22 protein-coding genes are annotated in these 21282 nt (G+C 70.0%); 18 read left to right on the forward strand and 4 right to left on the reverse strand.

Annotation, left to right across the window (positions count from 1 at the left end; translation table 11 throughout):
• The 5 genes from lysA to rho all read left to right on the forward strand — a co-directional run bounded on the left by lysA (position 1) and on the right by rho (position 7231).
• Complete coding sequence (gene lysA, locus H5411_RS22440; RefSeq protein WP_101438038.1) at positions 1 to 1431, forward strand: diaminopimelate decarboxylase; 1431 nt, start codon at positions 1 to 3, stop codon at positions 1429 to 1431.
• 12 nt (positions 1432 to 1443) lie between these two features.
• Entirely contained in the window at positions 1444 to 2769 is a 1326-nt protein-coding gene (locus tag H5411_RS22445) for a homoserine dehydrogenase (RefSeq protein ID WP_279630051.1), read from the forward strand.
• An 82-nt stretch (positions 2770 to 2851) separates the two neighbouring features.
• Positions 2852 to 3907: a threonine synthase gene (thrC, locus tag H5411_RS22450; protein WP_183124934.1), complete on the forward strand. Its 1056-nt coding sequence runs from the start codon at positions 2852 to 2854 to the stop codon at positions 3905 to 3907.
• Positions 3904 to 4794 (forward strand): homoserine kinase, encoded by an 891-nt coding sequence (gene thrB, locus H5411_RS22455; protein WP_167442020.1) that lies wholly within the window; start codon positions 3904 to 3906, stop codon positions 4792 to 4794. The genes thrC and thrB overlap by 4 nt, the downstream gene beginning before the upstream one ends.
• Positions 4795 to 5200: 406 nt before the next feature.
• Positions 5201 to 7231, forward strand: coding sequence for a transcription termination factor Rho (gene rho, locus H5411_RS22460; protein WP_183124935.1), 2031 nt, complete (start codon positions 5201 to 5203; stop codon positions 7229 to 7231).
• Positions 7232 to 7323: 92 nt separating this feature from the next.
• Here rho and H5411_RS22465 read toward each other — a convergent pair whose 3' ends face one another.
• The gene (locus H5411_RS22465; protein WP_183124936.1) at positions 7324 to 7848 is read right to left on the reverse strand and encodes a CHAP domain-containing protein; all 525 of its coding nucleotides are present in this window, start codon (positions 7846 to 7848) and stop codon (positions 7324 to 7326) included.
• A 233-nt stretch (positions 7849 to 8081) separates the two neighbouring features.
• Here H5411_RS22465 and rpmE point away from each other — a divergent pair, with 233 nt between their 5' ends.
• Both rpmE and prfA read left to right on the forward strand, forming a co-directional pair.
• A complete protein-coding gene (gene rpmE, locus H5411_RS22470; RefSeq protein ID WP_043832086.1) occupies positions 8082 to 8309 on the forward strand; it encodes a 50S ribosomal protein L31 in 228 nt (75 codons plus the stop codon).
• Between the two features lie 81 nt (positions 8310 to 8390).
• Entirely contained in the window at positions 8391 to 9461 is a 1071-nt protein-coding gene (gene prfA, locus H5411_RS22475) for a peptide chain release factor 1 (RefSeq protein ID WP_101438043.1), read from the forward strand.
• A 3-nt stretch (positions 9462 to 9464) separates the two neighbouring features.
• On the opposite strand, the gene wsfD is transcribed toward prfA, so the two are convergent.
• The 3 genes from wsfD to H5411_RS22490 form a co-directional block, all read right to left on the reverse strand.
• A complete protein-coding gene (gene wsfD / locus H5411_RS22480; protein ID WP_183124937.1) occupies positions 9465 to 10898 on the reverse strand; it encodes a glycan biosynthesis hexose transferase WsfD in 1434 nt (477 codons plus the stop codon).
• A gap of 96 nt (positions 10899 to 10994) precedes the next feature.
• A complete protein-coding gene (locus tag H5411_RS22485) occupies positions 10995 to 11768 on the reverse strand; it encodes a TIGR03619 family F420-dependent LLM class oxidoreductase (RefSeq protein ID WP_183124938.1) in 774 nt (257 codons plus the stop codon).
• Positions 11765 to 12502, reverse strand: a complete 738-nt coding sequence (locus H5411_RS22490; RefSeq protein ID WP_183124939.1) for an alpha/beta fold hydrolase — start codon at positions 12500 to 12502, stop codon at positions 11765 to 11767. Before H5411_RS22490 ends, H5411_RS22485 begins: the two co-directional genes overlap by 4 nt.
• Positions 12503 to 12558: 56 nt before the next feature.
• On the opposite strand from H5411_RS22490, the gene H5411_RS22495 reads away from it, so the two are divergent.
• The 11 genes from H5411_RS22495 (at position 12559) to atpA (ending at position 21278) form a co-directional block, all read left to right on the forward strand.
• Entirely contained in the window at positions 12559 to 12903 is a 345-nt protein-coding gene (locus H5411_RS22495) for a MerR family transcriptional regulator (RefSeq protein ID WP_101438047.1), read from the forward strand.
• 75 nt (positions 12904 to 12978) lie between these two features.
• Entirely contained in the window at positions 12979 to 13845 is an 867-nt protein-coding gene (gene prmC, locus H5411_RS22500; RefSeq protein ID WP_101438048.1) for a peptide chain release factor N(5)-glutamine methyltransferase, read from the forward strand.
• Between the two features lie 87 nt (positions 13846 to 13932).
• Positions 13933 to 14058 carry a hypothetical protein gene (locus H5411_RS48520; RefSeq protein WP_279630022.1) on the forward strand — a complete coding sequence of 42 codons (126 nt, stop codon included), beginning with the start codon at positions 13933 to 13935 and terminating at the stop codon, positions 14056 to 14058.
• Positions 14059 to 14263: 205 nt separating this feature from the next.
• A complete protein-coding gene (locus H5411_RS22505) occupies positions 14264 to 14914 on the forward strand; it encodes an L-threonylcarbamoyladenylate synthase (RefSeq protein ID WP_101438049.1) in 651 nt (216 codons plus the stop codon).
• 91 nt (positions 14915 to 15005) lie between these two features.
• Complete coding sequence (locus tag H5411_RS22510; protein ID WP_009082598.1) at positions 15006 to 16163, forward strand: glycosyltransferase family 4 protein; 1158 nt, start codon at positions 15006 to 15008, stop codon at positions 16161 to 16163.
• Positions 16164 to 16214: 51 nt separating this feature from the next.
• The gene (locus H5411_RS22515) at positions 16215 to 16694 is read left to right on the forward strand and encodes a hypothetical protein (RefSeq protein ID WP_183124940.1); all 480 of its coding nucleotides are present in this window, start codon (positions 16215 to 16217) and stop codon (positions 16692 to 16694) included.
• Between the two features lie 386 nt (positions 16695 to 17080).
• Positions 17081 to 17866 (forward strand): F0F1 ATP synthase subunit A, encoded by a 786-nt coding sequence (gene atpB / locus H5411_RS22520; RefSeq protein ID WP_101438051.1) that lies wholly within the window; start codon positions 17081 to 17083, stop codon positions 17864 to 17866.
• A gap of 58 nt (positions 17867 to 17924) precedes the next feature.
• Positions 17925 to 18179 carry an ATP synthase subunit c family protein gene (locus H5411_RS22525; protein WP_009082593.1) on the forward strand — a complete coding sequence of 85 codons (255 nt, stop codon included), beginning with the start codon at positions 17925 to 17927 and terminating at the stop codon, positions 18177 to 18179.
• A gap of 27 nt (positions 18180 to 18206) precedes the next feature.
• Positions 18207 to 18755, forward strand: a complete 549-nt coding sequence (locus H5411_RS22530; protein WP_101438052.1) for a F0F1 ATP synthase subunit B — start codon at positions 18207 to 18209, stop codon at positions 18753 to 18755.
• 6 nt (positions 18756 to 18761) lie between these two features.
• The gene (locus H5411_RS22535) at positions 18762 to 19586 is read left to right on the forward strand and encodes a F0F1 ATP synthase subunit delta (RefSeq protein ID WP_183124941.1); all 825 of its coding nucleotides are present in this window, start codon (positions 18762 to 18764) and stop codon (positions 19584 to 19586) included.
• 54 nt (positions 19587 to 19640) lie between these two features.
• Positions 19641 to 21278 (forward strand): F0F1 ATP synthase subunit alpha, encoded by a 1638-nt coding sequence (gene atpA / locus H5411_RS22540; protein WP_101438054.1) that lies wholly within the window; start codon positions 19641 to 19643, stop codon positions 21276 to 21278.
• The last annotated feature ends 4 nt before the right edge of the window (positions 21279 to 21282 follow it).

Consider the following 21282-nt stretch of genomic DNA (forward strand, 5'->3'; position numbering starts at 1 on the left):
ATGGCGCACCCCGCGGGCCCCCGCCACGCCGACGTCTACCCCCATGCCGACGCTTCCGGGTTCCCGCCCGCGAGTGCCGGCGAACTCGACCAGTTGCCCGCGAAAGTGTGGCCGCGCAACGTTTATCGCGCCGCGGACGGCGTCGTCCGGATCGCCGGGGTCGACGTGCGCGACCTCGCCCAGACGTACGGCACGCCGCTGTTCGTGGTCGACGAGGCGGACTTCAAGTCCCGCTGCGCCGACTACGCCGAGGCGTTCGACGACCCGGCGCTCGTGCACTACGCGTCGAAGGCGTTCCTGTCCGTCGAGGTCGCCCGGTGGGTAGCCGAACAGGGGCTGAGCCTCGACGTCTGCAGCGGCGGCGAACTGGCCGTCGCGCAGCGCGCGAACTTCCCGGTGGAGCGGATTACGTTCCACGGCAACAACAAATCCGTCGCCGAACTGGACGCGGCCGTCGAGGCCGGCGTCGGCACCGTGGTGGTCGACTCGTACTACGAGATCGCCCGGCTCGCCGAAATCGCCGCCGCGCACGAGGTCGAGCAGAAGGTCCTCGTCCGGGTGACGGTCGGCGTCGAGGCGCACACCCACGAGTTCATCGCGACCGCGCACGAGGACCAGAAGTTCGGTTTCTCGCTGGCTTCCGGCGACGCCGCCGAGGCGGTGCGCCGGGTGCTGAACGCGCCGTCGCTGAAACTGGTCGGCCTGCACAGCCACATCGGTTCGCAGATCTTCGACGCCGACGGGTTCGAGGTCGCCGCGCGCCGCGTCGTCGGACTGCTCGCGGACCTGGCCAAGGAGCACGGCCCGGAGCTGCTGGACCAGATGAACGTCGTCGACCTCGGCGGCGGTTTCGGCATCGCGTACACCGAAAAGGACAACCCGCCGCCGCCCTCGCAGATGATCACGCAGATCCGCGAGATCGTCCGCAAGGAATGCGCGTACGCCGAGCTGCCGGTGCCGCGCATCGCGGGCGAACCCGGCCGCGCGATCGCGGGTCCGGGCACGTTCACCCTGTACGAGGTGGGCACGATCAAGGACGTCGCGCTCGGGGACGAGACCGCCCGCCGGTACGTCAGCGTCGACGGCGGCATGAGCGACAACATCCGCACGGCGCTCTACGACGCGGTGTACGACTGCCGGGTGGTCTCGCGGTCCGCCGCCGACGGCGACGAGCCGGTGACCCCGTCGTTGTCTCGCGTGGTGGGAAAACACTGTGAGTCCGGCGACATCGTCGTCCGAGACTGCTGGCTGCCAGACACGCTGGCTCCCGGCGACCTGCTGGCCGTCGCGGCGACCGGCGCCTACTGCTACGCGATGGCCAGTGGTTACAACCGGCTGCCGCGGCCCGCGGTGGTCGCCGTGCGCAACGGCGCCGCCCGGCTGCTGCTGCGCAGGGAGACGACGGACGACATGCTGCGCCTGGAGGTTTGAGAAGTGTCCCCTGTGTCTCCGAAAAGCCTGTCTCCCGCGGACCGCGCGCCCATCCGGGTCGCGATGCTGGGCTGCGGCACGGTCGGCAGCGAGGTCGCCCGGCTGCTCACCGAACAGGCCGGCGAGCTGGCGGCCCGCGCGGGCGCGCCGGTGGAACTGGTCGGCATCGCGGTGCGGCGTCCGGACAAGCACCCGGAACTGCCGGCCGAACTGCTGACCGACGACGCCGCGGCGCTCGTGGCCCGCGACGACGTCGACGTGGTGGTCGAACTGGTCGGCGGGATCGACCCGGTGCGCAGCTGGCTGCTCACCGCGCTGAACGCGGGCAAATCCGTGGTCACGGCCAACAAGGCGCTGCTCGCCGAATATTCGGCCGAGCTGTTCGAGGCGTCCGACGCCAGCGGTGCGGACCTCTACTTCGAGGCCGCCGTCGCCGGGGCCATCCCGCTGCTGCGCCCGTTGCGCGAATCGCTGGCGGGCGACCGGATCACCCGCGTGATGGGGATCGTCAACGGCACCACCAACTACATCCTCTCCGCGATGGACGCCACCGGCGCGGGCTACGCCGAAACGCTCGACGAAGCGAGCCGGCTCGGCTACGCGGAAGCGGACCCGACGGCGGACGTCGACGGTTACGACGCCGCGTCGAAGGCCGCGATCCTTGCCTCGCTGGCGTTCCACTCCCGGGTCACCGCGAAAGACGTGCACCGCGAAGGCATCGCCGACGTCACGGCGTCGGATCTGGCCGCCGCGCGCACGCTCGGCCGCACGGTGAAGCTGCTGGCGATCTGCGAACGCGTGACGGCGGACGACGGCACGGAATCGGTGTCCGCCCGCGTCCATCCGGTGATGATTCCGCGCAGCCACCAGCTGGCCGGCGTCGGCGGCGCGTTCAACGCCGTCTACGTCGAAGCGGACGCGGCCGGCGAGTTGATGTTCTACGGCCAGGGCGCCGGCGGCGCGCCGACGGCCAGCGCGGTGCTCGGCGATCTCGTCGCGGTGGCGCGCAACCAGGTGCTCGGCGGCCGCGGCCCGCGCGAATCGGCGCACGCCGCGCTGCCGGTGCGGCCGATGGGCCAGACGCCGACTCGCTACCACGTCAGCCTCGACGTCGCGGACCGCGCGGGGGTGCTCGCCCAGGTGGCGCAAGCATTCGCCGCGCACGGCGTGAGCATCGCCGCGGTGCGCCAGCGCGACGCGAACGACACGGCGAGCCTCGTCGTGGTCACCCATCTCGCGCCCGACGCGGCTTTGCAGTCCACTGTGGACGAAATCGCGAAACTCGACGTGGTGCACGACGTGGTCAGCGTGATGCGGGTGGAAGGCGAAGACGCGTGAGCGCCGCGGGCAACCGAACCATGGACATCCCTGCCGCGGGCTCGCTGGTTAGCATGGTGAAACTCCGAAACGAGGCGGCAGCATGAGTTCCTGGCCGGGGATCATTGAGGCGTACCGCGACCGGGTTCCGGTCCCCGACGGGGCGCGCGTGGTCACGCTCGGCGAGGGCAACACCCCGCTGCTGCCCGCCGCGCACCTGTCGGAGCTGACCGGCGCCGAGGTGTACCTGAAGGTCGAGGGCGCGAACCCGACCGGCTCGTTCAAGGACCGCGGGATGACCGTGGCGATCACGCACGCGCTGGCCAGCGGCCTGCAAGCGGTGATCTGCGCGTCCACCGGCAACACCTCGGCCTCGGCCGCCGCGTACGCCGCGCGGGCCGGGCTCACCTGCGCGGTGCTGGTGCCGCAAGGCAAGATCGCGATGGGCAAGCTCGCCCAGGCGGTGCTGCACGGCGCGCGGATCCTGCAGGTCGACGGCAACTTCGACGATTGCCTCGAACTCGCCCGCAAGACCGCGGCGGACTACCCGGTCACGCTGGTCAACTCGGTCAACCCGGTGCGCATCGCCGGACAGAAGACCGCGGCGTTCGAGATCTGCGACGTGCTCGGCGAGGCCCCGGACGTGCACTGCCTGCCGGTCGGCAACGCCGGCAACATCACCGCGTACTGGAAGGGCTATTCGGAGTACGCGGCGGACGGTGTGGTGAAGAACACCCCGCGCATGTTCGGGTTCCAGGCCGCCGGCGCCGCTCCGCTGGTGCACGGCGAACCGGTTTCCGACCCGGACACCATCGCGACCGCGATCCGCATCGGCAGCCCCGCTTCGTGGGCGGGCGCGGTCTCCGCGCGCGACGAGTCGGACGGCCTGTTCGAGGCGATCACCGACGAGAAGATCCTTGAGGCGTACCGGCTGCTGGCCCGTCGCGAGGGCGTGTTCGTGGAGCCCGCGTCCGCGACGAGCGTGGCGGGCCTGCTGGCCACCGCGGCGGACGGTCGGCTGCCGAAGGGCGCGAAGGTGGTCTGCACGGTCACCGGGCACGGTCTGAAGGACCCGGCGACGGCGCTGGAAGGCAACGTCGAGGTGGAACCGCTCGCGGTTGACCCGACGGCCGTCGCGGCGGCGCTGGACCTGCGATGACGGCGTTGCCCGGGTTCCGCGCGACGGTCCCGGCGTCGACGGCGAACCTCGGCCCGGGTTTCGACGCGCTCGGGCTCGCGCTGGCCCGCTACGACGTGGTCGACCTGCGGGTCACCGAGGGCGGCCTGAAAATCGAGGTGCTCGACGCGGGGGCCGGCGGCGTCGAGGACGTGCCGACCGACGAATCCCACCTCGTGGTCCGCGCGCTCCGGCGGGCCTGCGAACACTTGGACGTGCGGCCGCCCGGGCTGCATCTCCGGTGCCACAACAGCATTCCGCACGCGCGCGGCCTCGGGTCGTCGGCCGCCGCGGTGGTGACCGGCGTGGCGCTGGGCTACGCGCTGGCGGAGCGTCCGCTCGACGGCGACGCGCTCCAGCTCGCGGCCGAGTTCGAGGGCCACGCGGACAACGCGGCGGCGAGCCTGTTCGGCGGGCTCGTGGTGGCGTGGTCCGAGGACGGCCGGTTCCGCGCCGAACGCGTGGAGCCGAACCCGGCGATCCGGCCGGTGGTCGCGGTGCCGGCGGAGAAGTCGTCCACCCATGCGACCCGCGGCCTGCTGCCGTCGCAGGTGCCGCACGCCGACGCGGCGCACAGCGCGGGACGGGCGGCGCTCGCCGTGCTGGCCGTCACCGAACGGCCGGAACTGCTGATGGCCGCCACCGAGGACCGGCTGCACCAGGATTACCGCGCCGAGGCGTACCCGGCGAGCACCGGACTCGTGCGCACGCTGCGTGCCCGCGGAGTGCCCGCCACCATCTCCGGAGCAGGGCCGACTGTGCTCGCTCTCACGCTCACGGGAATACTCCCGCCGGGCGTGGACGTTGAAGGGTTCGACGTCTCCGAATTGCCCGTGGATCGCGATGGCGTGCAGGTGGTGGCCAGGTGACGACCTGGTCACAGGCTGGACGGCAGCGTGCGCCACGCGGGGGGTGGTTGTTGCACCCGGACAGGGCGCGGTCTACCCTCGGGGGCGTTCGATCACCGTGCGTTTCCGCACCCGATGCCGGGCCTGTTCGCCCTTAGCGGCGGCTCCGGTCCGCATCCTTCGTCGATCCGCCGATTCCGCACCGCCTGGCACGCGGGAGGCGGAGGGACGCAGGCGGGTTTCCGGTTCCGGCGGTGCCGAATTCCGCTTTCTCCGTCCGGAGGGGGCAAACACCCTGTGCTGGCGGCGCTTCGCTGTGTCTCGCACGGCTGGGCGCGAGCCGTCCGCATCGGAGGCAGAAGCCGTCTCGCTACCGGCGGCAGTCCGCTGATCCACCTGGAACGTGGATCGGTCAGGAAGGACATGTGTGAGCAACACCGATCTGTTGAGCGGCGACGTGGAGACCCCCGCCGCGGCCGCTGAGACCAATGGGGCCGCGGCCGCTCCGAAGCGTCGCGCCGGGGGCCTGTCCGGAATGGTCATCGCCGAGCTCCGCCAGCTGGCCGGAGAACTGGGTGTGGGCGAGACCACCGGCATGCGCAAGGGGGACCTGATCGCCGCGATCCGCGAGCGCCAGGGCAAGAGCAAGAAGCGCACCGCCGCGGCCGAGACGCTGCCGCTCGACGGCGTCGGCGAGCCGGTCAAGGCCGAGAAGGCCGAGAAGCCCGCCCGCCGCGCCAAGTCCGAGGCTCCCAAGGCGGACGCGGCCAAGACCGAGGCTCCCCAGGCGGAGCCGAAGGCCGAGCCGGTCAAGGCGGAGGCTCCCCAGTCCGAGGCTCCGAAGGCGGAGACCGCGCAGGACGGGAAGCCCGCCGCGCAGGAGCGCCCGGAGCGGCACGACCGTTCCGAGGGCCAGTCCGACGGCCAGTCCGAGGAAGGCGGCCGCAACCGCCGCCGTCGCGGCGGCGCGAACCGGGGCGGTGACCAGCGAGACCAGCGCGACCAGCGCGGCGACCGCCAGGGCGGCAACCGCGACAACAATCGCGACGGCAACCGCGACAACCGGGACAACAACGGCCGCGACAACCGCGACGGCAACCGCGACAACCGCGGCGGCCAGGACAACCGGCAGGACAACCGCCAGGACCGGCAGGACAACCGGCAGCGGAACCAGCAGGACAATCGGGACAACCGGCCTCAGGACGACGACGAGGAAGGCGGCCGCCGCGGGCGCCGCTTCCGCGATCGCCGCCGCCGGGGCAGCGGGGGCGGCCGCGCCGAGGGCGGCGCGCCGGACACCGAGATCCGCGAGGACGACGTCCTGCTGCCGGTCGCCGGCATCCTGGACGTGCTCGACAACTACGCGTTCGTGCGCACCTCGGGCTACCTGGCCGGGCCGAACGACGTGTACGTGTCGCTGTCGCTGGTCCGCAAGTTCGGCCTGCGCCGCGGCGACGCGATCACCGGTGTCGTGCGCCAGCCGCGCGAGGGCGAGCAGCAGCGGCAGAAGTTCAACCCGCTGGTGCGCGTCGACTCGATCAACGGCCTGGAGCCGGACGAGGCCAAGCGCCGTCCCGACTTCACCAAGCTGACGCCGCTGTACCCGAACGAGCGGCTGCGCCTCGAGACCGAGCCGCACAAGCTCACGACCCGCGTGATCGACCTGATCATGCCGGTCGGCAAGGGCCAGCGCGCGCTGATCGTGTCCCCGCCGAAGGCGGGCAAGACCACGATCATGCAGGACATCGCGAACGCGATCACGACCAACAACCCCGAGGCCCACCTCATGGTCGTGCTGGTCGACGAGCGTCCGGAAGAGGTCACCGACATGCAGCGGTCGGTGAAGGGCGAGGTCATCGCCTCCACCTTCGACCGCCCGCCGTCCGACCACACCTCGGTCGCCGAGCTGTCCATCGAACGGGCCAAGCGCCTGGTCGAAATGGGCCACGACGTGGTCGTCCTGCTCGACTCGATCACCCGTCTGGGCCGTGCCTACAACCTGGCCGCGCCCGCGTCCGGCCGGATCCTGTCCGGTGGTGTCGACTCGACCGCGCTGTACCCGCCGAAGCGTTTCCTCGGCGCCGCGCGCAACATCGAGAACGGCGGCTCGCTCACCATCTTCGCGACCGCGATGGTGGAGACCGGGTCCACGATGGACACGGTGATCTTCGAGGAGTTCAAGGGCACCGGCAACGCGGAGCTCAAGCTCGACCGCAAGATCTCCGAGCGCCGCGTGTTCCCTGCGGTGGACGTCAACCCGTCCGGCACCCGCAAGGAAGAGCTGCTGCTCTCGCCGGACGAGCTGGCCGTCACGCACAAGCTGCACCGCGTGCTGCACGCGCTGGACTCCCAGCAGGCCATCGATCTGCTGATCTCCCGGCTCCGCAAGACGAAGACCAACATCGAGTTCCTGATGCAGGTCTCGAAGACCGCCCTCGGCGGCGGAGACGAAGACTGAGTCTCCTTTCCACGCATCCGGCCCGCCCCCGTTGCTTCGGGGGCGGGCCGGATGCTTTCTGCCGCGCCGGGGAGGTGGCGCGGCAGAAAGTTTCAGCGGCGGGGGACAGCGGCGGGAGTCCAGCCGCGGTAGTTGTTGAAGTAGCTCGTGGAGCTGCCGTGGCCGATCTTGCCGCCGACGCTGGTGGCGTAGAAACCGCCGTTGCCGTCGGCGATTCCGACGTGGCCGTAGGCGCTGATGTTCCAGTACACGAAGGAACCAGCAGGCGGCTTGCCGCTCGTGTGCTTCGGGCTGGCCCCGTCCCAGTGCGCGTTGGCGGACGCCCACACCCCGCTGACGCCGTAGGAATTCTCCGCGGCCTTCTCGCAGTAGTGCTCCCATCCGGTGCTTCCGGCGTGCGCCTTGTACCAGGCGACCGCGCCGGCCGGGGTGCCGTCGCCGGCACCGGTCAGGTTGGTCTCGGACAGCTCGGAGAACGTGCCCGCGGCGGGGTTCACGTCCGCCGCCGTGATCCCGTCGGCGGCGTTCGCGGCGGGCGCGAAGACCGCGGCGGACGCCACTAGTGCCAGTGCCGCGGCCGGCTTCGCGAGCCGGGTGAGCAGGTCGGTCGTGCGCATGTCCGGACCTCCAGTAAGTGAGCGATTCACGAACTCGGCCAGCTTCACGCCAGCGGGTACAAAATCCGTACAATGCGAACGGCCTTCACTACCCACCGTCGCGACCGGGGGCGGAATACCTGGTCACCGGGGTGTGTTGCAGTCCGTGCCAGCACGTCTGGCAGAATGACCCGCTGAAGTCCGGCACCGGTTCACCCCATACCGGGGACCCGGGGCCAACGAGAGAGGACACCATGAAGAGCGGTATTCACCCCGAATACGTGACCACGACCGTCACGTGCAACTGCGGGAACAACTTCGTCACCCGCAGCACGAAGGAGTCGGGTCAGATCCACGTCGAGATCTGCTCGAACTGCCACCCCTTCTACACCGGCAAGCAGAAGATCATGGACACCGGTGGCCGGGTTGCCCGGTTCGAGAAGCGCTACGGCAAGCGTCAGCAGAAGACCGACGCCAAGTAGCTTGTCCGACGGCGCCCACCCGCATGCCCGGGTGGGCGCCGTTGTTCTGTCCGGGCCTGTTCGCGAGAGGAAGACGGCGAAGTGGATTCGAGTTCGCTCAAGGGGCTGCTCGACGAGCACGCGCGGCTGGAACAGGAGCTCGCCGACCCGTCGGTGCACGCCGACCAGGCCCGGGCCCGCAAACTGGGCCGCCGCTACGCCGAGCTGAGCCCGGTCGTGCGCGCGGTGCGCGAACTGGACGAGGCCCGCGACGATCTGTCCGCGGCCAAGGAGCTCTCAGCCGAGGACGCGACGTTCGCCGCCGAGGCCGAGGAGCTGGCGGCGAAAATCCCGCAGCTCGAAGCGAAACTCACCGAACTGCTGCTGCCGCGCGACCCGTACGACGGCTCGGACGTCGTGATGGAGATCAAATCCGGAGAGGGCGGCGAGGAATCCGCGCTCTTCGCCGGCGACCTGCTGCGGATGTACCTGCGCTACGCCGAACGGCACAACTGGAAGGCCGAGGTGCTCGACGCGACGGAGTCGGACCTCGGCGGCTACAAGGACGTCACGCTGTCGCTCAAGAGCAAGTCCGCGGACGTCGAAGGCGTCTGGGCGCGGCTGAAGTTCGAGGGCGGCGTGCACCGCGTGCAGCGCGTGCCCGCGACCGAATCGCAGGGCCGCATCCACACGTCCGCGTCCGGCGTGCTGATCTACCCGGAACCGGAAGAGGTCGAGGTCGAAATCGACCCGAACGACCTGCGCATCGACGTGTTCCGGTCGTCCGGTCCCGGTGGGCAGAGCGTCAACACCACCGACTCCGCGGTACGGATCACGCACCTGCCGACCGGCATCGTCGTGTCGTGCCAGAACGAGAAGTCGCAGATCCAGAACCGCGCGCGGGCGCTGCAGGTGCTGCAGGCCCGGCTGCAGGCGATCGCCGAGGAAGAGGCGGCGGCGAAGGCGTCGGACGCCCGCCGGTCGCAGGTGCGGACCGTCGACCGTTCGGAGCGCGTGCGGACGTACAACTTCCCGGAGAACCGGATTTCCGATCACCGGGTGAACTACAAGGCGTACAACCTGGACCAGGTGCTCGACGGCGACCTGGACGGCGTGCTGGACGCGCTGGCCGCGGCCGACCGGGAGGAGCGGCTCGCCGCGCAGGCGGGCTGATTCTCAGACCGCGGCGGGGATTTCTTCCTCCGCCGGGTCCTCGTCCTCGGTCTGTTCCGGTGCGGTTTCCGCGCGGGGAAGCAGGCTGAGGACCGCGAACACCACGGCCAGCACGGTCGGGAACAGCGTCAGCAATTGGTGTTTCACGCCTTCGATGCCTTCGCCCAGCGCGGACAGCCCCAGCTGCCCCGCCGCGAAGAACACCAGCAGGAACGCGACAATCCCGTACTCGCGCCGGTTTCGGCGGAACGCACGCACCCCGGCCCAGCCGATGAGCACCCAGACCGGCACCAGCACGAACAGTCCGAGCGGCGCGACCAGTGCGGCCAGCCCGGAGAACACCGGCACCCGGTACTCCTTGGAGAGTCGCGGCTGTCCGGACAGTTCGCCGAAGCTGCCGAGGTTTTCCGGGCGTGCGGTGAGGGCGTCGACACCGCCCTGCTGCAGGATTTCCGCCGTCCGGCCCGGGTGCGTCGCGTAGTAGTGCAGCACGTTGCGGCGGCTGATTTTGTCCTTGTACCGCGGGTAAAGCGGGTCGTGCCAGGCCGCGCGCTCGCCCCACCACCCGGTGCCGACGTACTGCTCGAACGACTCCGGCAGCCCGAGCGCGGCGAGGTCGGCCTTCGTGTCGTGCTTTCCGTCCACAATGGAGTCGAAGATCGCGTGGTACATGTTGGCCTCGCGGTATTCCGCGTTGGCCGGGTCGCCCTGGGACTGGATCGCCAAGGTGCCCGCGCCCACGATCGCGAGCACGGCCAGCGGCAGCGCCCAGCGTTTCCGTCCGCGCGCGCCGGACGGGCGGGTCAGCAGCAGCGCGAGCGCGAAAAGCGGGATGAGCAACAGGGTTTGCGATTTGGCGTTGATCCCGACGAGTCCGCCGAGGACAGTCACCGCGGCTCCGGCCCAGCGCGGTTTTCCGGGACGGTGCACCAGGAACAGGCCGCCGCAGATCAGCAGGATGCCGAGGAACGCCGCGCCTTCGCTGAGCACCGACGCGAAATAGCCGAAGAACGCCGAGTCGCCCATCACGAGCAGCAGCAACACCGTGGCGATCAGCCGGTTTCGCCGGTTCAGGTCGAGGCCGAGCACGGTGACCGTGATAGCGCCGGCGACCAGCACGCAGGTGAGCACGCCGAGCACCAGCAGGTTCAGCACGCCGGACGCACCGAACAGCGCGCCGATTTTGCCCGCCGCCCAGTCGAGCCAGGCCTGGCTCGAGACGTACGCGGAGTCGCACGGCGGCGCGGACCCGTAACTGAACCGGACGAACCCTTCCGACGGCCGGTCCAGCTGCCGCCCGCCGAGCTGGCACAGCAACCGCCAGCCGTCGCCGTTGTCGGCCATGCCGATCGGGCGCGGCACCAGGAACCGCAGCAGCAACAGTCCGAGCGAGGCGACGAATACCCCGAGGCCGAAGCGGAGATCCCTGGACTTCACCGGGCGAGTCTAGAGGGGGTCCGCGGCACGGCCTTGGGGTGCCGGGCGTCGTGAGCGGCGATCGCGGTTCTCGCCGGGATCGCCGCTCACGAGACTTCACTCGGTCGCCGCCGCGAACGCGGCCATCCGCTCCTCGTAGCCCTCGTCCCCTCCGAAGTGCACCGCCACCGCGTCCGCGCCCGCCTCCCGATACGCACGGTAGGTCTCGACGGCGGTCTTCTCGTCGAACTGCTGGCGGGCGATCCGCCGCACGCGCCGCTCCGGGTCGAGCTGGTCCAGTTTCGCCGCCCGTTCCGCGAAAGCCTCCGGCGAGAGGCCCGCGCTGAGCCACTGGTCCCCGGCCCGGACCGCCCGGCGCAGTGCGACCGCCGAGTTCCCGCCGACCAGGATCGGGATCCGGTCGTGGGGCCGCGGCTCGAAATACCCGCCGTCCCGGCCCCGGCCGGTGGTGAACAGCTGGTCCAGCAGCGAGAGCGTCTCGTCCAGCGTCGCGCCGCGGCGAGAGAAATCCGCGCCGATCTCCGCGAACTCCGGCTCGTTCCACCCCGCCCCGACGCCGAGGACCAGCCGGTGCCCGGACAGCCGGTCGATCGTCGCGGCCTGTTTCGCCAGCAGGTGCGGCTCGCGCAGCGGAACGATCACCACGGACGTGCCCAGCCGCACGCGTTCGGTCCCCGCGGCCAGGTAGGCGAGCGTCGCCAGCGGCTCGTACACGCCGCCGAAGACCTCGCCGAACGGCTCCGGCGGCAGCACGTGGTCGGGCAGCCAGACGGATTCGTACCCCAGCTCCTCGGCCAGACGGGCCAGGTCGGCGAGGCGTCGCGGGGTCAGGTCGGGCGACTCGTTCGGCAAGACAACCTGGCGGCTCATCGCAGCGCCTTCCGGATCGCGGCGAGCCAGGCTTCCGGCGCTTCGTCGGCGATGCCGTGCCCGGACTCGATCTCGACCAGGTCCGCGCCGGGAATCCCGTCGGCCAGTTCCCGCGAATGCCGTGGCGGCACGAGGGAGTCCAGCGTCGTGGCGATCACCAGTGTCGGCACGGCGATCGATGCCAGTTCCGCCCGGGTGTCGACGGAACGGACCAGTTCGACCTGCTTCGCCGTGCCCGCCGGCACCGACGCCGCCAACTCGGAGACCGCCGAGGTGAGCTGGTCGGGCGTGAGCGCCGCGAGGAACGGTTCGCTGGCGGCGACCAGCAGCAGGTACTTGGCGAGCAGGGTGCGGTCGCCCTCCAGCAGATGCGCCCACAGGTCCAGCGCCAGCTCCGTCCGCGCGTCCGGCCGGGCGAGACCCGCGGTGAGGATGAGCCCGGTGACGCGGTCGGGATGCCGGGTGGCCGCGCGGACCGCGACGGCCGTGCCGAGCGAGTAACCGAGCACGGTGAACTTCCCGACCCCGGCTTCGACGGCGGTCGCGACCAGTCCGTCGGCCAGTTCGTCGAGCGTGCCGCCCGCGACCGGATAGTCGGCCCCGACGACGGTGTGCGTGCGGGCGAGGTCGTCCAGGAGCGGGCCGAAGTTGGCCTTCACGCCGCCGCCCGCGCCGTGGGCGAGCAGCAGGCCGGGGCCCTGTCCGAGGACGAGGGGCGCGAAATGTTCAGTCATGTTCGCGACGTTAAGGATTGACACCAGTGTGAAGGCCAGAAGCAGGGGAAGATCGGATGCTGATCGGCGAACTCGCGCAACGCACCGGCGTCGCGCCGCGGCTGCTGCGGTACTACGGCGAGCAGGGGCTGCTGGACTCGGCGCGCAACACGAGCGGGTACCGGGTGTACGGCGAGGAGGCCGTCGTCCGGGTGCGGCAGATCCGGAAACTGCTGGCCGCGGGCCTGACCACGGAGATGATCGCCGGGATGCTCGACTGCGCGAGCGGTCCCGCCGCGCACCTCGACCTGTGTCCCGAATTGGTGCGCAGGCTGCGCGGGGAACTGGCCGAGGTGGAGCGCCGGATCGGGGATCTCGCCCAGCGGCGCGAAGTCCTGTCCGGGTATCTCGGCCAGGCGTGAGGCCCGCGCGGCCGGGGGTCGATACGCTGGGCAGCACCCCCGCCGGGGGGTGTTTCGACGAGTGAAGGACGACCAGTGAATCGGCAGCCGCTGCGCCTGGCCATCATGGAGGCCACCCGGATCCTCACCGAGGCGGGCGTGGAATCGCCGCGGTCGGACGCGGATCTCATCGCCGCGCACGTGCTCGGCATCGACCGGGGCAGGCTGCCGATGGTGCCGCTGGTCGACCCGCCGGTGATCGACGCGATCGGGCAATTGGTCGCGCAGCGCGCCAAACGGATCCCGCTGCAGTACCTGACCGGCTGGGCCGCGCTCGGCAACATCACGGTCAACGTCGGCGCGGGCGTGTTCGTCCCGCGGCCGGAGACCGAACTGCTGCTCGAATGGGGCGTGAAGTTCCTGCAGGGACGCGAATACCCGGTGGTGGTCGACCTGTGCACCGGCTCCGGCGCGCTGGCGCTGGCGATTGCGCACGAGCGTCCGGACGCGGTGGTCTACGCGGTCGACGTCGACCCGCAGGCGCTCGCCTGGGCCCGGCACAACGCCGACGTGCACAGCGCGGCCGGCAACACGCCGATCCGGCTCTACTCCGGCGACATCGCCGACCCGACGATGTTCGCCGAACTCGACGGTCTCGTGGACCTGGTGCTGTGCAACCCGCCCTACGTGCCGGAGGGCACGCCGGTCCCGCCGGAAGTCGGCGAACACGACCCGGCGCGCGCGGTCTTCGCCGAGGAGAGCGGCCTGGCGGTGATCCGGCACGCGATCGCGGCCGGCGCGCGACTGCTGCGCCCAGGCGGCGGGCTGGCGATCGAACACGACGACACCCACGGTTCGGCGGTCCCGGCCCTGGTGCGCGCGCGGCGGGTGCTGACCGGCGTCGAGGACCACCCCGATTACAGCGGGCGCGCTCGGTTCGTCACCGCCCGCCGGCTGGGCTGAGGCCGCTCTTTCCCGGACCACCACCCCTCGTCCGCGCAGCAGTTCTACTACTGGACCCCGACCGCGGGCCCGGCCACGCACGCCTGGGTGAGCAGCGGGGAGAGCATCTCGTACTGGGAGGATCCGAAGGACGCGGATCTGCTGTGGTCCCTACAGGAGGGGCAGGGGAAGCGGAACGTGTTCGCGGTGAAGCAGGCCAGTTACGGCAGTTGATCGGTGACCCGCTGGGCCGCCGTTCCCTCGGCCGCTGGCGAGATGTCCCCAATGCGGTTTTCTCCGCAGCGCGGAAGCCCGTGAAGGGCTCCTCGGCGGAATGAGATTCCCTCGAGGAGCCCTTCACGGACCTCGGTGGGAGCGGATGCGCACCCCATCTCGGGGCGCTCTGGGAACCTCCGCGCCGGGGGATAGGCTTCGCGTCATGAGTGCGGTCTACGACTGCGGCAAGCGCGAGTCCCGAGCCGAAGGCCTGTCCGCGGCGGCTGCCGCCGTGCGGTCGAGCCGGCTGGTCGTCCTGCCGACGGACACGGTGTACGGCATCGGCGCCGACGCGTTCGACTCCGGCGCCGTCCAGGCGTTGCTGCGGGCGAAGAACCGCGGCCCGGACATGCCGGTCGGCGTTCTCGTCGGTTCCTGGTCCACTGTGGACGGTCTGGTGCTCGGTGTTCCGCCGCAGGCGCGGGCGCTCATCGAGGCGTTCTGGCCGGGCGATCTGTCGATCGTGCTGCCGCACGCGCCGAGTCTGCAGTGGAATCTCGGCAACTCCCGCGGCACGGTGATGCTGCGGATGCCGCTGCACCCGGTTGCGCTCGAACTGCTGCGCGACGTCGGCCCGATGGCGGTGTCGAGCGCGAACGTCTCCGGGCGTTCGCCTGCCTCGACCGTCGAGGACGCGCGGGAGCAGCTCGGCGATTCGGTGTCGGTGTATCTCGACGGCGGGTCGAGCGGCGAAGCGGTGGCGTCGTCCATCGTGGACCTCACCGGAGACAAGCCCGTGGTGCTGCGCGAGGGCGCGGTCACCAAGGCCGCCATCGCCGAGGTGCTCGGCGTGGCCGAGGAGACGCTGGACTGAGCCGGGCAAGTGACTGCCGTTCACCGCGACCGCACGCGGGCGCGGTAGCGTGGCGCGGTGACTCCGACCTCCCGGCGGGCGTGACGCGGTCATGCCTGTAGTCCAAGGACTTCTCCCGATCCGGGAGTACCTGCTCGTCGCGCTGACCGCGACCGCGGTGACCTATCTGCTGACCGGCGTCGTGCGCCGGGTGGCGATCCGGATCGGTGCGATCGCCAATCCCCGTGCGCGCGACGTGCACGTCAAGCCGATCCCGCGGATGGGCGGCGTCGGCATCTACCTCGGGATCGCCGCGGCGATGGGTCTCGCGCACCAGCTTCCCGCGCTCAGCCACGGTTTCGACGTCTCCTACGACGCGGTCGGCGTGCTGCTCGCGGCGGGCGTCATCTCGCTCATCGGCATCCTGGACGACCGGTTCGAACTCGACGCGTGGACGAAGCTCGCCGGACAGGTCATGTGCGCCGGGATTCTCGTCATCTTCGGCGTGCAGTGGGTGTCGTTCTGGGTGCCGTGGGGCGGCAACGGGGATTCGATCGGCTCGGTGCTGGTCCTGGACAAGAACCAGGGCGCGCTGCTGACCGTCGTGATGGTCGTGGTGATGGTCAACGCGATGAACTTCGTCGACGGCCTCGACGGGCTGGCCGGCGGCCTCGGCTTCATCGCCGCGACGGCCACCTGCGTGTTCTCGCTCGGCCTGCTCGACAACGCGGGCGGTGACTTCGGCTCGTACCCGCCCGCGCTCATCGCCGCCGCCCTCGCCGGGGCCTGCCTCGGTTTCCTTCCGTACAACTTCCAGCCGGCCAAAATTTTCATGGGCGACTCCGGATCGATGATGATCGGGCTGATGCTCGCCGGGGCCACCACGTCGGCGAGCGGACGGGTCAACTACACGCGGTTCTCCGCCTCGGACGCGCTGGCCCTGCTGTCCCCGCTGGTGGTCGTCGTGGCGGTGCTTTTCGTGCCGGTGCTCGACCTCGTGATGGCCGTCGTCCGGCGCACGCGGCGCGGGCAGAGCCCGTTCGCCGCCGACAAAATGCATCTGCACCACCGGTTGCTGGAAATCGGCCATTCGCAACGGCGCGCGGTGCTGTTGATCTATTTGTGGGCCGGAATTCTGTCTTTCGGCGCGGTCTCTATCACGATTTTCGACAGTCCGGTTGTGTTCTGGGCCATTGGTGCCGCATTGGTGGTCGCGGTGCTGGTTTCCCTCGTGCCGCGGCTGCGTTCCCGGCACCGGCACGGCGTCTGAGGTCGCGGGCGGTCTATACTGGCGGGTCGAACCGAACGAGGAGCGAATGCAGTGAGCGACACCGAGACGCCCGAGACGTCCCAGGCAGCGGCTCAGGCCACCGCTCCGGAGAACCCGCACGCCGCTCCGGTGCGCCAGCTCGCTCGCTCGATGACGCGTGCCTCGCTGCTGTTCACCCCGCCGTTCATCCTGGTCTGCATTGTGCTTTTCACCGTCCTCAACGGACTGCACGGCTTCCTCGGAGCCCTGGTCGGCGGCGTGCTGGCGATGATCGCCTCGCTGTCGACGCTGGGCATGATGAAGGTATCCGCCGGACAGGACCCCTCGCTCGTGATGCTCATCGCTCTCGGCGGTTACGCGGCCAAGGTCATCCTGCTGTTCCTCGCGCTCACTCTGCTCAAGGGCGTCACCGTGCTGCACCCGCTTTCGCTCGGGATCACGATGATCGTCGCCATTCTCGTGGCCGCCGCCGCGGAGTTCGCGGCATTCCGCAAAGCGCGTATCCCGACCATCATTCCCGCTTCGCATTGACGGGTTCGGGACTAGGGTCCCAGCCGGATTCGGGACCTAGGTCCTGGACCATTCGGAGGGTTAGGAGTACGCCTGTACGGCACTGATCTACCTGCTGGTATGGTCCGCGTCATGGGTGGCGGCCTCGGCCGCGCACTCCCGACGACGAACCGCGATCAGCAGTGTGGCGACCGGATGGTTCCGCCTCATCTCAACGCTGGTCCGAAGTAGACCGCAGGGCAGTGTTCACGCGAGACCTCCCTCGTGCACGGACCGGCAGATCGGCTCCGCGCACGGCGGGTACCCGCCGCCTCCGGCGTCCCGATGCGTATCGGGTACGTTAAGTCCAGATCGTGACGATTCCCCCGGCGGAGTGAACGCCGGCCGGGAGAACCGGGAGGAGCCCAGTGGCCGCGCTGGTACTGACCGAGGGTGCGACCTTCGCGCCCCCTGGCGCCGAAAGCTTTGAGCTGCCGCCGTTGTTCGGCTTCGTCACGAAGCCGATGCTCCTGGTGGTGCTCTCGGTGATCATCATCGCGGGGTACTTCCTGCTGGCGACGCGCAAGCTGAAGGTCGTCCCGGGCAAAGGCCAGTTCGTGGCCGAGTCCATCTACGACTTCGCGCGCAACAACATCGCCCGCGAGCAGATCGGTTCGAAAGACTTCAAGCGCTTCGTTCCGGTCATCTTCGCGTTGTTCACCTTCATCCTGCTGAACAACCTCTACGGGGTCATCCCATTCCTGCAGTTCCCCACCATGGCGCGGTTCGGGTTCCCGATCGCGTTGTCGGTGCTCGTGGTCTACCCGGTTTACCACTACGTCGGGATCAAGAAGCACGGCCTCGGCGGGTACTTCAAGAAGGAACTCGCGCCGGCCGGCGTCCCCGGCCCGGTGCTCCCGCTGTACGCGCTGATCGAGTTCGCGGAGAAGTTCTTCCTCAACCCGCTCACGCTCGCCATCCGTGTTTTCGCGGCCATGTTCGCGGGGCACCTGATCCTGGCGGTCTTCACCCTCGGCGGCACCTTCCTGCTGACCGAGACCTCGAGCATCGCGCTGAAGCCGGTGTCGCTGGTGGCATGGCTCTTCGCCATCGGCCTGACGTTCCTGGAGGCCTTCATCCAGGTCCTCCAGGCGTACATCTTCGCCCTGCTGTCCGCGGGGTACATCGGCGCCGCGCTGGCGTCGGAGCACTGAGAACACCTACAGACCCCGATCCGCGTGAGTGCGCGGACCGAAGTGAAGGGAAACGCACGTGAGCAACATCGTTCTGGCCCAGGCCGCCGCCGAGACCATCAACCTCAACAAGGGCCTCGCCGCGATCGGCTACGGCCTGGGCGCGATCGGCCCCGGCATCGGTGTGGGCCTGATCTTCGCCGCGGTGATCAACGGCACCGCGCGTCAGCCGGAAGCCCAGAGCAAGCTGCAGGGCATCGGTTACGCCACCTTCGTGCTCACCGAGGTGCTGGCGCTGATCGGTATCGTCATCTACTTCATCGCCTCCGCCTGAGTCGTCCGCTCTCGCTAAGGAGACGTTGTGCTGAAGACCCAAGTGGTGCTCGCATCAGAGAACCCGATCGTTCCGAACATCTCGGAACTGATCCTCGGCATCGTCGCCTTCCTGATCCTGCTCTTCCTGCTCAAGAAGTACGTCGTCCCTCGTTTCGAGAAGGCGTACGAGGAGCGGGCGCAGAAGATCGAAGGCGGGATCGAGAAGGCCGAGAAGGCTCAGGCAGAGGCCGAGAAGGCGCTGTCGGAGTACAAGGCGCAGCTGGCGGACGCCCGTTCCGAGGCCGCGAAGATCCGCGACGACGCCCGGCTCGAAGCCGAGCAGATCAAGGCGGAGCTGCGGGAGCAGGCCGAGGCCGAATCCCAGCGGATCGTGGCGCAGGGCCACGCCCAGCTGCAGGCGCAGAAGGCGCAGATCGTCGCCGAGCTGCGGGCCGAGATGGGCCGCAACGCCGTCGAGCTGGCCGGCCGTATCGTCGGCGAGTCGCTCGAGGACGAGGCGCGCCGCCGGGGCACCGTCGACCGGTTCCTCGCGGAGCTGGACACCGCCGGGGCTACTAACGGAGCGGGGAAGTAACCAGAGATGACGCTGCATGCTGCGAGCCGTGAAGCGCTCGACCTCGCCGAGCGGGCGCTCGGCGAGGTGCTGGCCGGAGCGGGTACCGACCCCGCGAAGGTCGGGGAAGAGCTGCTCTCGGTCGTCGACCTCCTCGACCGCGAAATCGGCCTGCGCCGCGCGGTCGGCGATTCTTCGGTCGCGCCGGAGAGCCGCCAGGGCCTGGTCCGCCGCCTGTTCGACGGAAAGCTGAGCGAGCAGGCCCTGAAGGTGCTCGACACCGTGGCGGGCAGCCGCTGGTCCAGTCCCCGCGAGCTGGTGGACGGGCTCGAGTCGGTCGGCCGTTCGGCGCTGCTCACCGCCGCCGAAAAGGCCGGGAACATCGAAACCGTCGAGTCTCAGCTGTTCCAGGTCGCGCGGATCGTCGCGGGCGCCCCGGAACTCGAGGCGGCGCTGTCCGACCTGGCCGCTCCCGCCGACGCGAAGCGGACCCTGGTCCGCGGGCTGTTCGCGGACAAGGTCGACGCGGTCGTCGAGACCCTCGTCGAGCAGGCCGTGCAGCGCGCCAAGGGGCGCGGCATCGGCCACGTGCTCGACAAGCTGGTCGCGCTGGCCGCCGAGCGGCGCGAGCGCTCGGTCGCGTACGTGACCTCGGCGAACGCGCTCACCGACGAGCAGCGGGCCCTTCTCGGGACCAAGCTCGACGGCATCTACGGGCGGCCGATCGCGCTGCACGTCGAGATCGACCCGAACCTCGGCGGCGGACTCGTCGTCCGCGTCGGGGACGAGGTCATCGACGGCAGCACGTCCGGGCAGCTGGCGGCGGTGCGCCGCACGCTGAGCCGGGCCTGAGCGGCACTACAGACTTTGCACACTGGACAGAAGAGAAGCGAGAGCGGGAACGAAATGGCGGAGCTGACGATCTCCTCGGACGAGATCGCCCACGCGATCGAGAACTACGTCTCGAGTTACGCCCCTTCGGTGGAGCGCGAAGAGGTCGGCGTCGTCGCCGACGCCGCTGACGGCATCGCCCACATCGAAGGGCTGCCCTCGGCCATGGCCAACGAGCTGCTCGAGTTCCCGGGCGGCATCCTTGGCGTGGCGCTGAACCTGGACGCGCGCTCCATCGGTGCGGCGATCCTCGGCGACTTCGAGAGCATCGAAGAAGGCCAGCAGGTCAAGCGGACCGGCCAGGTCCTGTCGGTGCCGGTCGGCGACGGCTACCTCGGCCGGGTCGTCAACCCGCTCGGCCAGGCCATCGACGGCCTCGGCGAGATCGAGACCACCGGCCGCCGCGCGCTGGAGCTGAAGGCCGCCTCGGTGGTCGAGCGCCAGCCGGTGTCCGAGCCGCTGCAGACCGGCATCACCGCGATCGACGCGATGACCCCGATCGGCCGCGGCCAGCGCCAGCTGATCATCGGCGACCGCAAGACCGGCAAGACCGCGGTCGCGGTGGACACGATCATCAACCAGAAGGCCAACTGGGAGACCGGCGACCCGAAGAAGCAGGTCCGCTGCATCTACGTCGCGGTCGGCCAGAAGGGCTCCACGATCGCCTCGGTGAAGTCGGCGCTCGAGGACGCGGGCGCGATGGAGTACACCACCATCGTCGCGGCCCCGGCTTCCGACTCGGCCGGCTTCAAGTGGATCGCCCCCTACACCGGCTCGGCCATCGGCCAGCACTGGATGTACGAGGGCAAGCACGTCCTGATCGTGTTCGACGACCTGACCAAGCAGGCCGACGCCTACCGCGCGATCTCGCTGCTGCTGCGCCGCCCGCCGGGCCGCGAGGCGTTCCCCGGCGACGTCTTCTACTTGCACTCCCGTCTCCTCGAGCGGTGCGCGAAGCTGTCGGACGAGCTGGGCGCCGGCTCGCTGACCGGCCTGCCGATCATCGAGACCAAGGCGAACGACGTGTCGGCCTACATCCCGACCAACGTCATCTCGATCACCGACGGCCAGTGCTTCTTCCAGTCGGACCTCTTCAACGCCGGTCAGCGCCCGGCCATCGACGTGGGTATCTCGGTCTCCCGCGTGGGTGGCGCCGCGCAGGTCAAGGCGATGAAGGACGTCGCGGGCTCGCTCCGGATCGACCTGTCGCAGTACCGCGAGCTGGAGGCGTTCGCCGCCTTCGCCTCGGACCTCGACGACGCGTCGAAGGCGCAGCTCGAGCGCGGTGCCCGGCTGTATGAGGTGCTCAAGCAGCCGCAGTACTCGCCGATCCCGGTCGAGGAGCAGGTCGCCACGGTGTTCCTGGGCACGAACGGCCACTACGACACGGTCCCGACCGAGGACGTGCGCCGGTTCAACCAGGAGTTCCTCGACTCGGCCCGCCGCAAGAACAACGAGGCCCTCGTCTCGATCCGGGAGACCGGCAAGTTCTCGCCCGAGGCGCGCGAAACCCTGATCGCGGCGGTGAACGAGTTCAAGAAGGAGTTCACCACCGCCGAGGGCAAGCCGCTCGAGTCGAACGCCGACGCGATGGACGCCGAGAAGGTCGGGCAGGAGACCGTCAAGGTCAACAAGCCCGCCCCGAAGAAGTGAGCTG

Origin of the sequence: Amycolatopsis echigonensis (assembly GCF_014174495.1) — a bacterium.
Taxonomy (GTDB): domain Bacteria; phylum Actinomycetota; class Actinomycetes; order Mycobacteriales; family Pseudonocardiaceae; genus Amycolatopsis; species Amycolatopsis echigonensis.

Coding starts and splice junctions, on each gene's coding strand:
- H5411_RS22485 (WP_183124938.1), bottom strand. CDS start 11,768: ATGAGCCGCCAGGTTGTCTTGCCGAACGAGTCGCCCGACCTGACCCCG.
- thrC (WP_183124934.1), top strand. CDS start 2,852: ATGAGTTCCTGGCCGGGGATCATTGAGGCGTACCGCGACCGGGTTCCG.
- thrB (WP_167442020.1), top strand. CDS start 3,904: ATGACGGCGTTGCCCGGGTTCCGCGCGACGGTCCCGGCGTCGACGGCG.
- H5411_RS22535 (WP_183124941.1), top strand. CDS start 18,762: ATGACGCTGCATGCTGCGAGCCGTGAAGCGCTCGACCTCGCCGAGCGG.
- H5411_RS22505 (WP_101438049.1), top strand. CDS start 14,264: ATGAGTGCGGTCTACGACTGCGGCAAGCGCGAGTCCCGAGCCGAAGGC.
- H5411_RS22495 (WP_101438047.1), top strand. CDS start 12,559: ATGCTGATCGGCGAACTCGCGCAACGCACCGGCGTCGCGCCGCGGCTG.
- H5411_RS22510 (WP_009082598.1), top strand. CDS start 15,006: ATGCCTGTAGTCCAAGGACTTCTCCCGATCCGGGAGTACCTGCTCGTC.
- H5411_RS22490 (WP_183124939.1), bottom strand. CDS start 12,502: ATGACTGAACATTTCGCGCCCCTCGTCCTCGGACAGGGCCCCGGCCTG.
- lysA (WP_101438038.1), top strand. CDS start 1: ATGGCGCACCCCGCGGGCCCCCGCCACGCCGACGTCTACCCCCATGCC.
- atpA (WP_101438054.1), top strand. CDS start 19,641: ATGGCGGAGCTGACGATCTCCTCGGACGAGATCGCCCACGCGATCGAG.
- H5411_RS22465 (WP_183124936.1), bottom strand. CDS start 7,848: ATGCGCACGACCGACCTGCTCACCCGGCTCGCGAAGCCGGCCGCGGCA.
- rpmE (WP_043832086.1), top strand. CDS start 8,082: ATGAAGAGCGGTATTCACCCCGAATACGTGACCACGACCGTCACGTGC.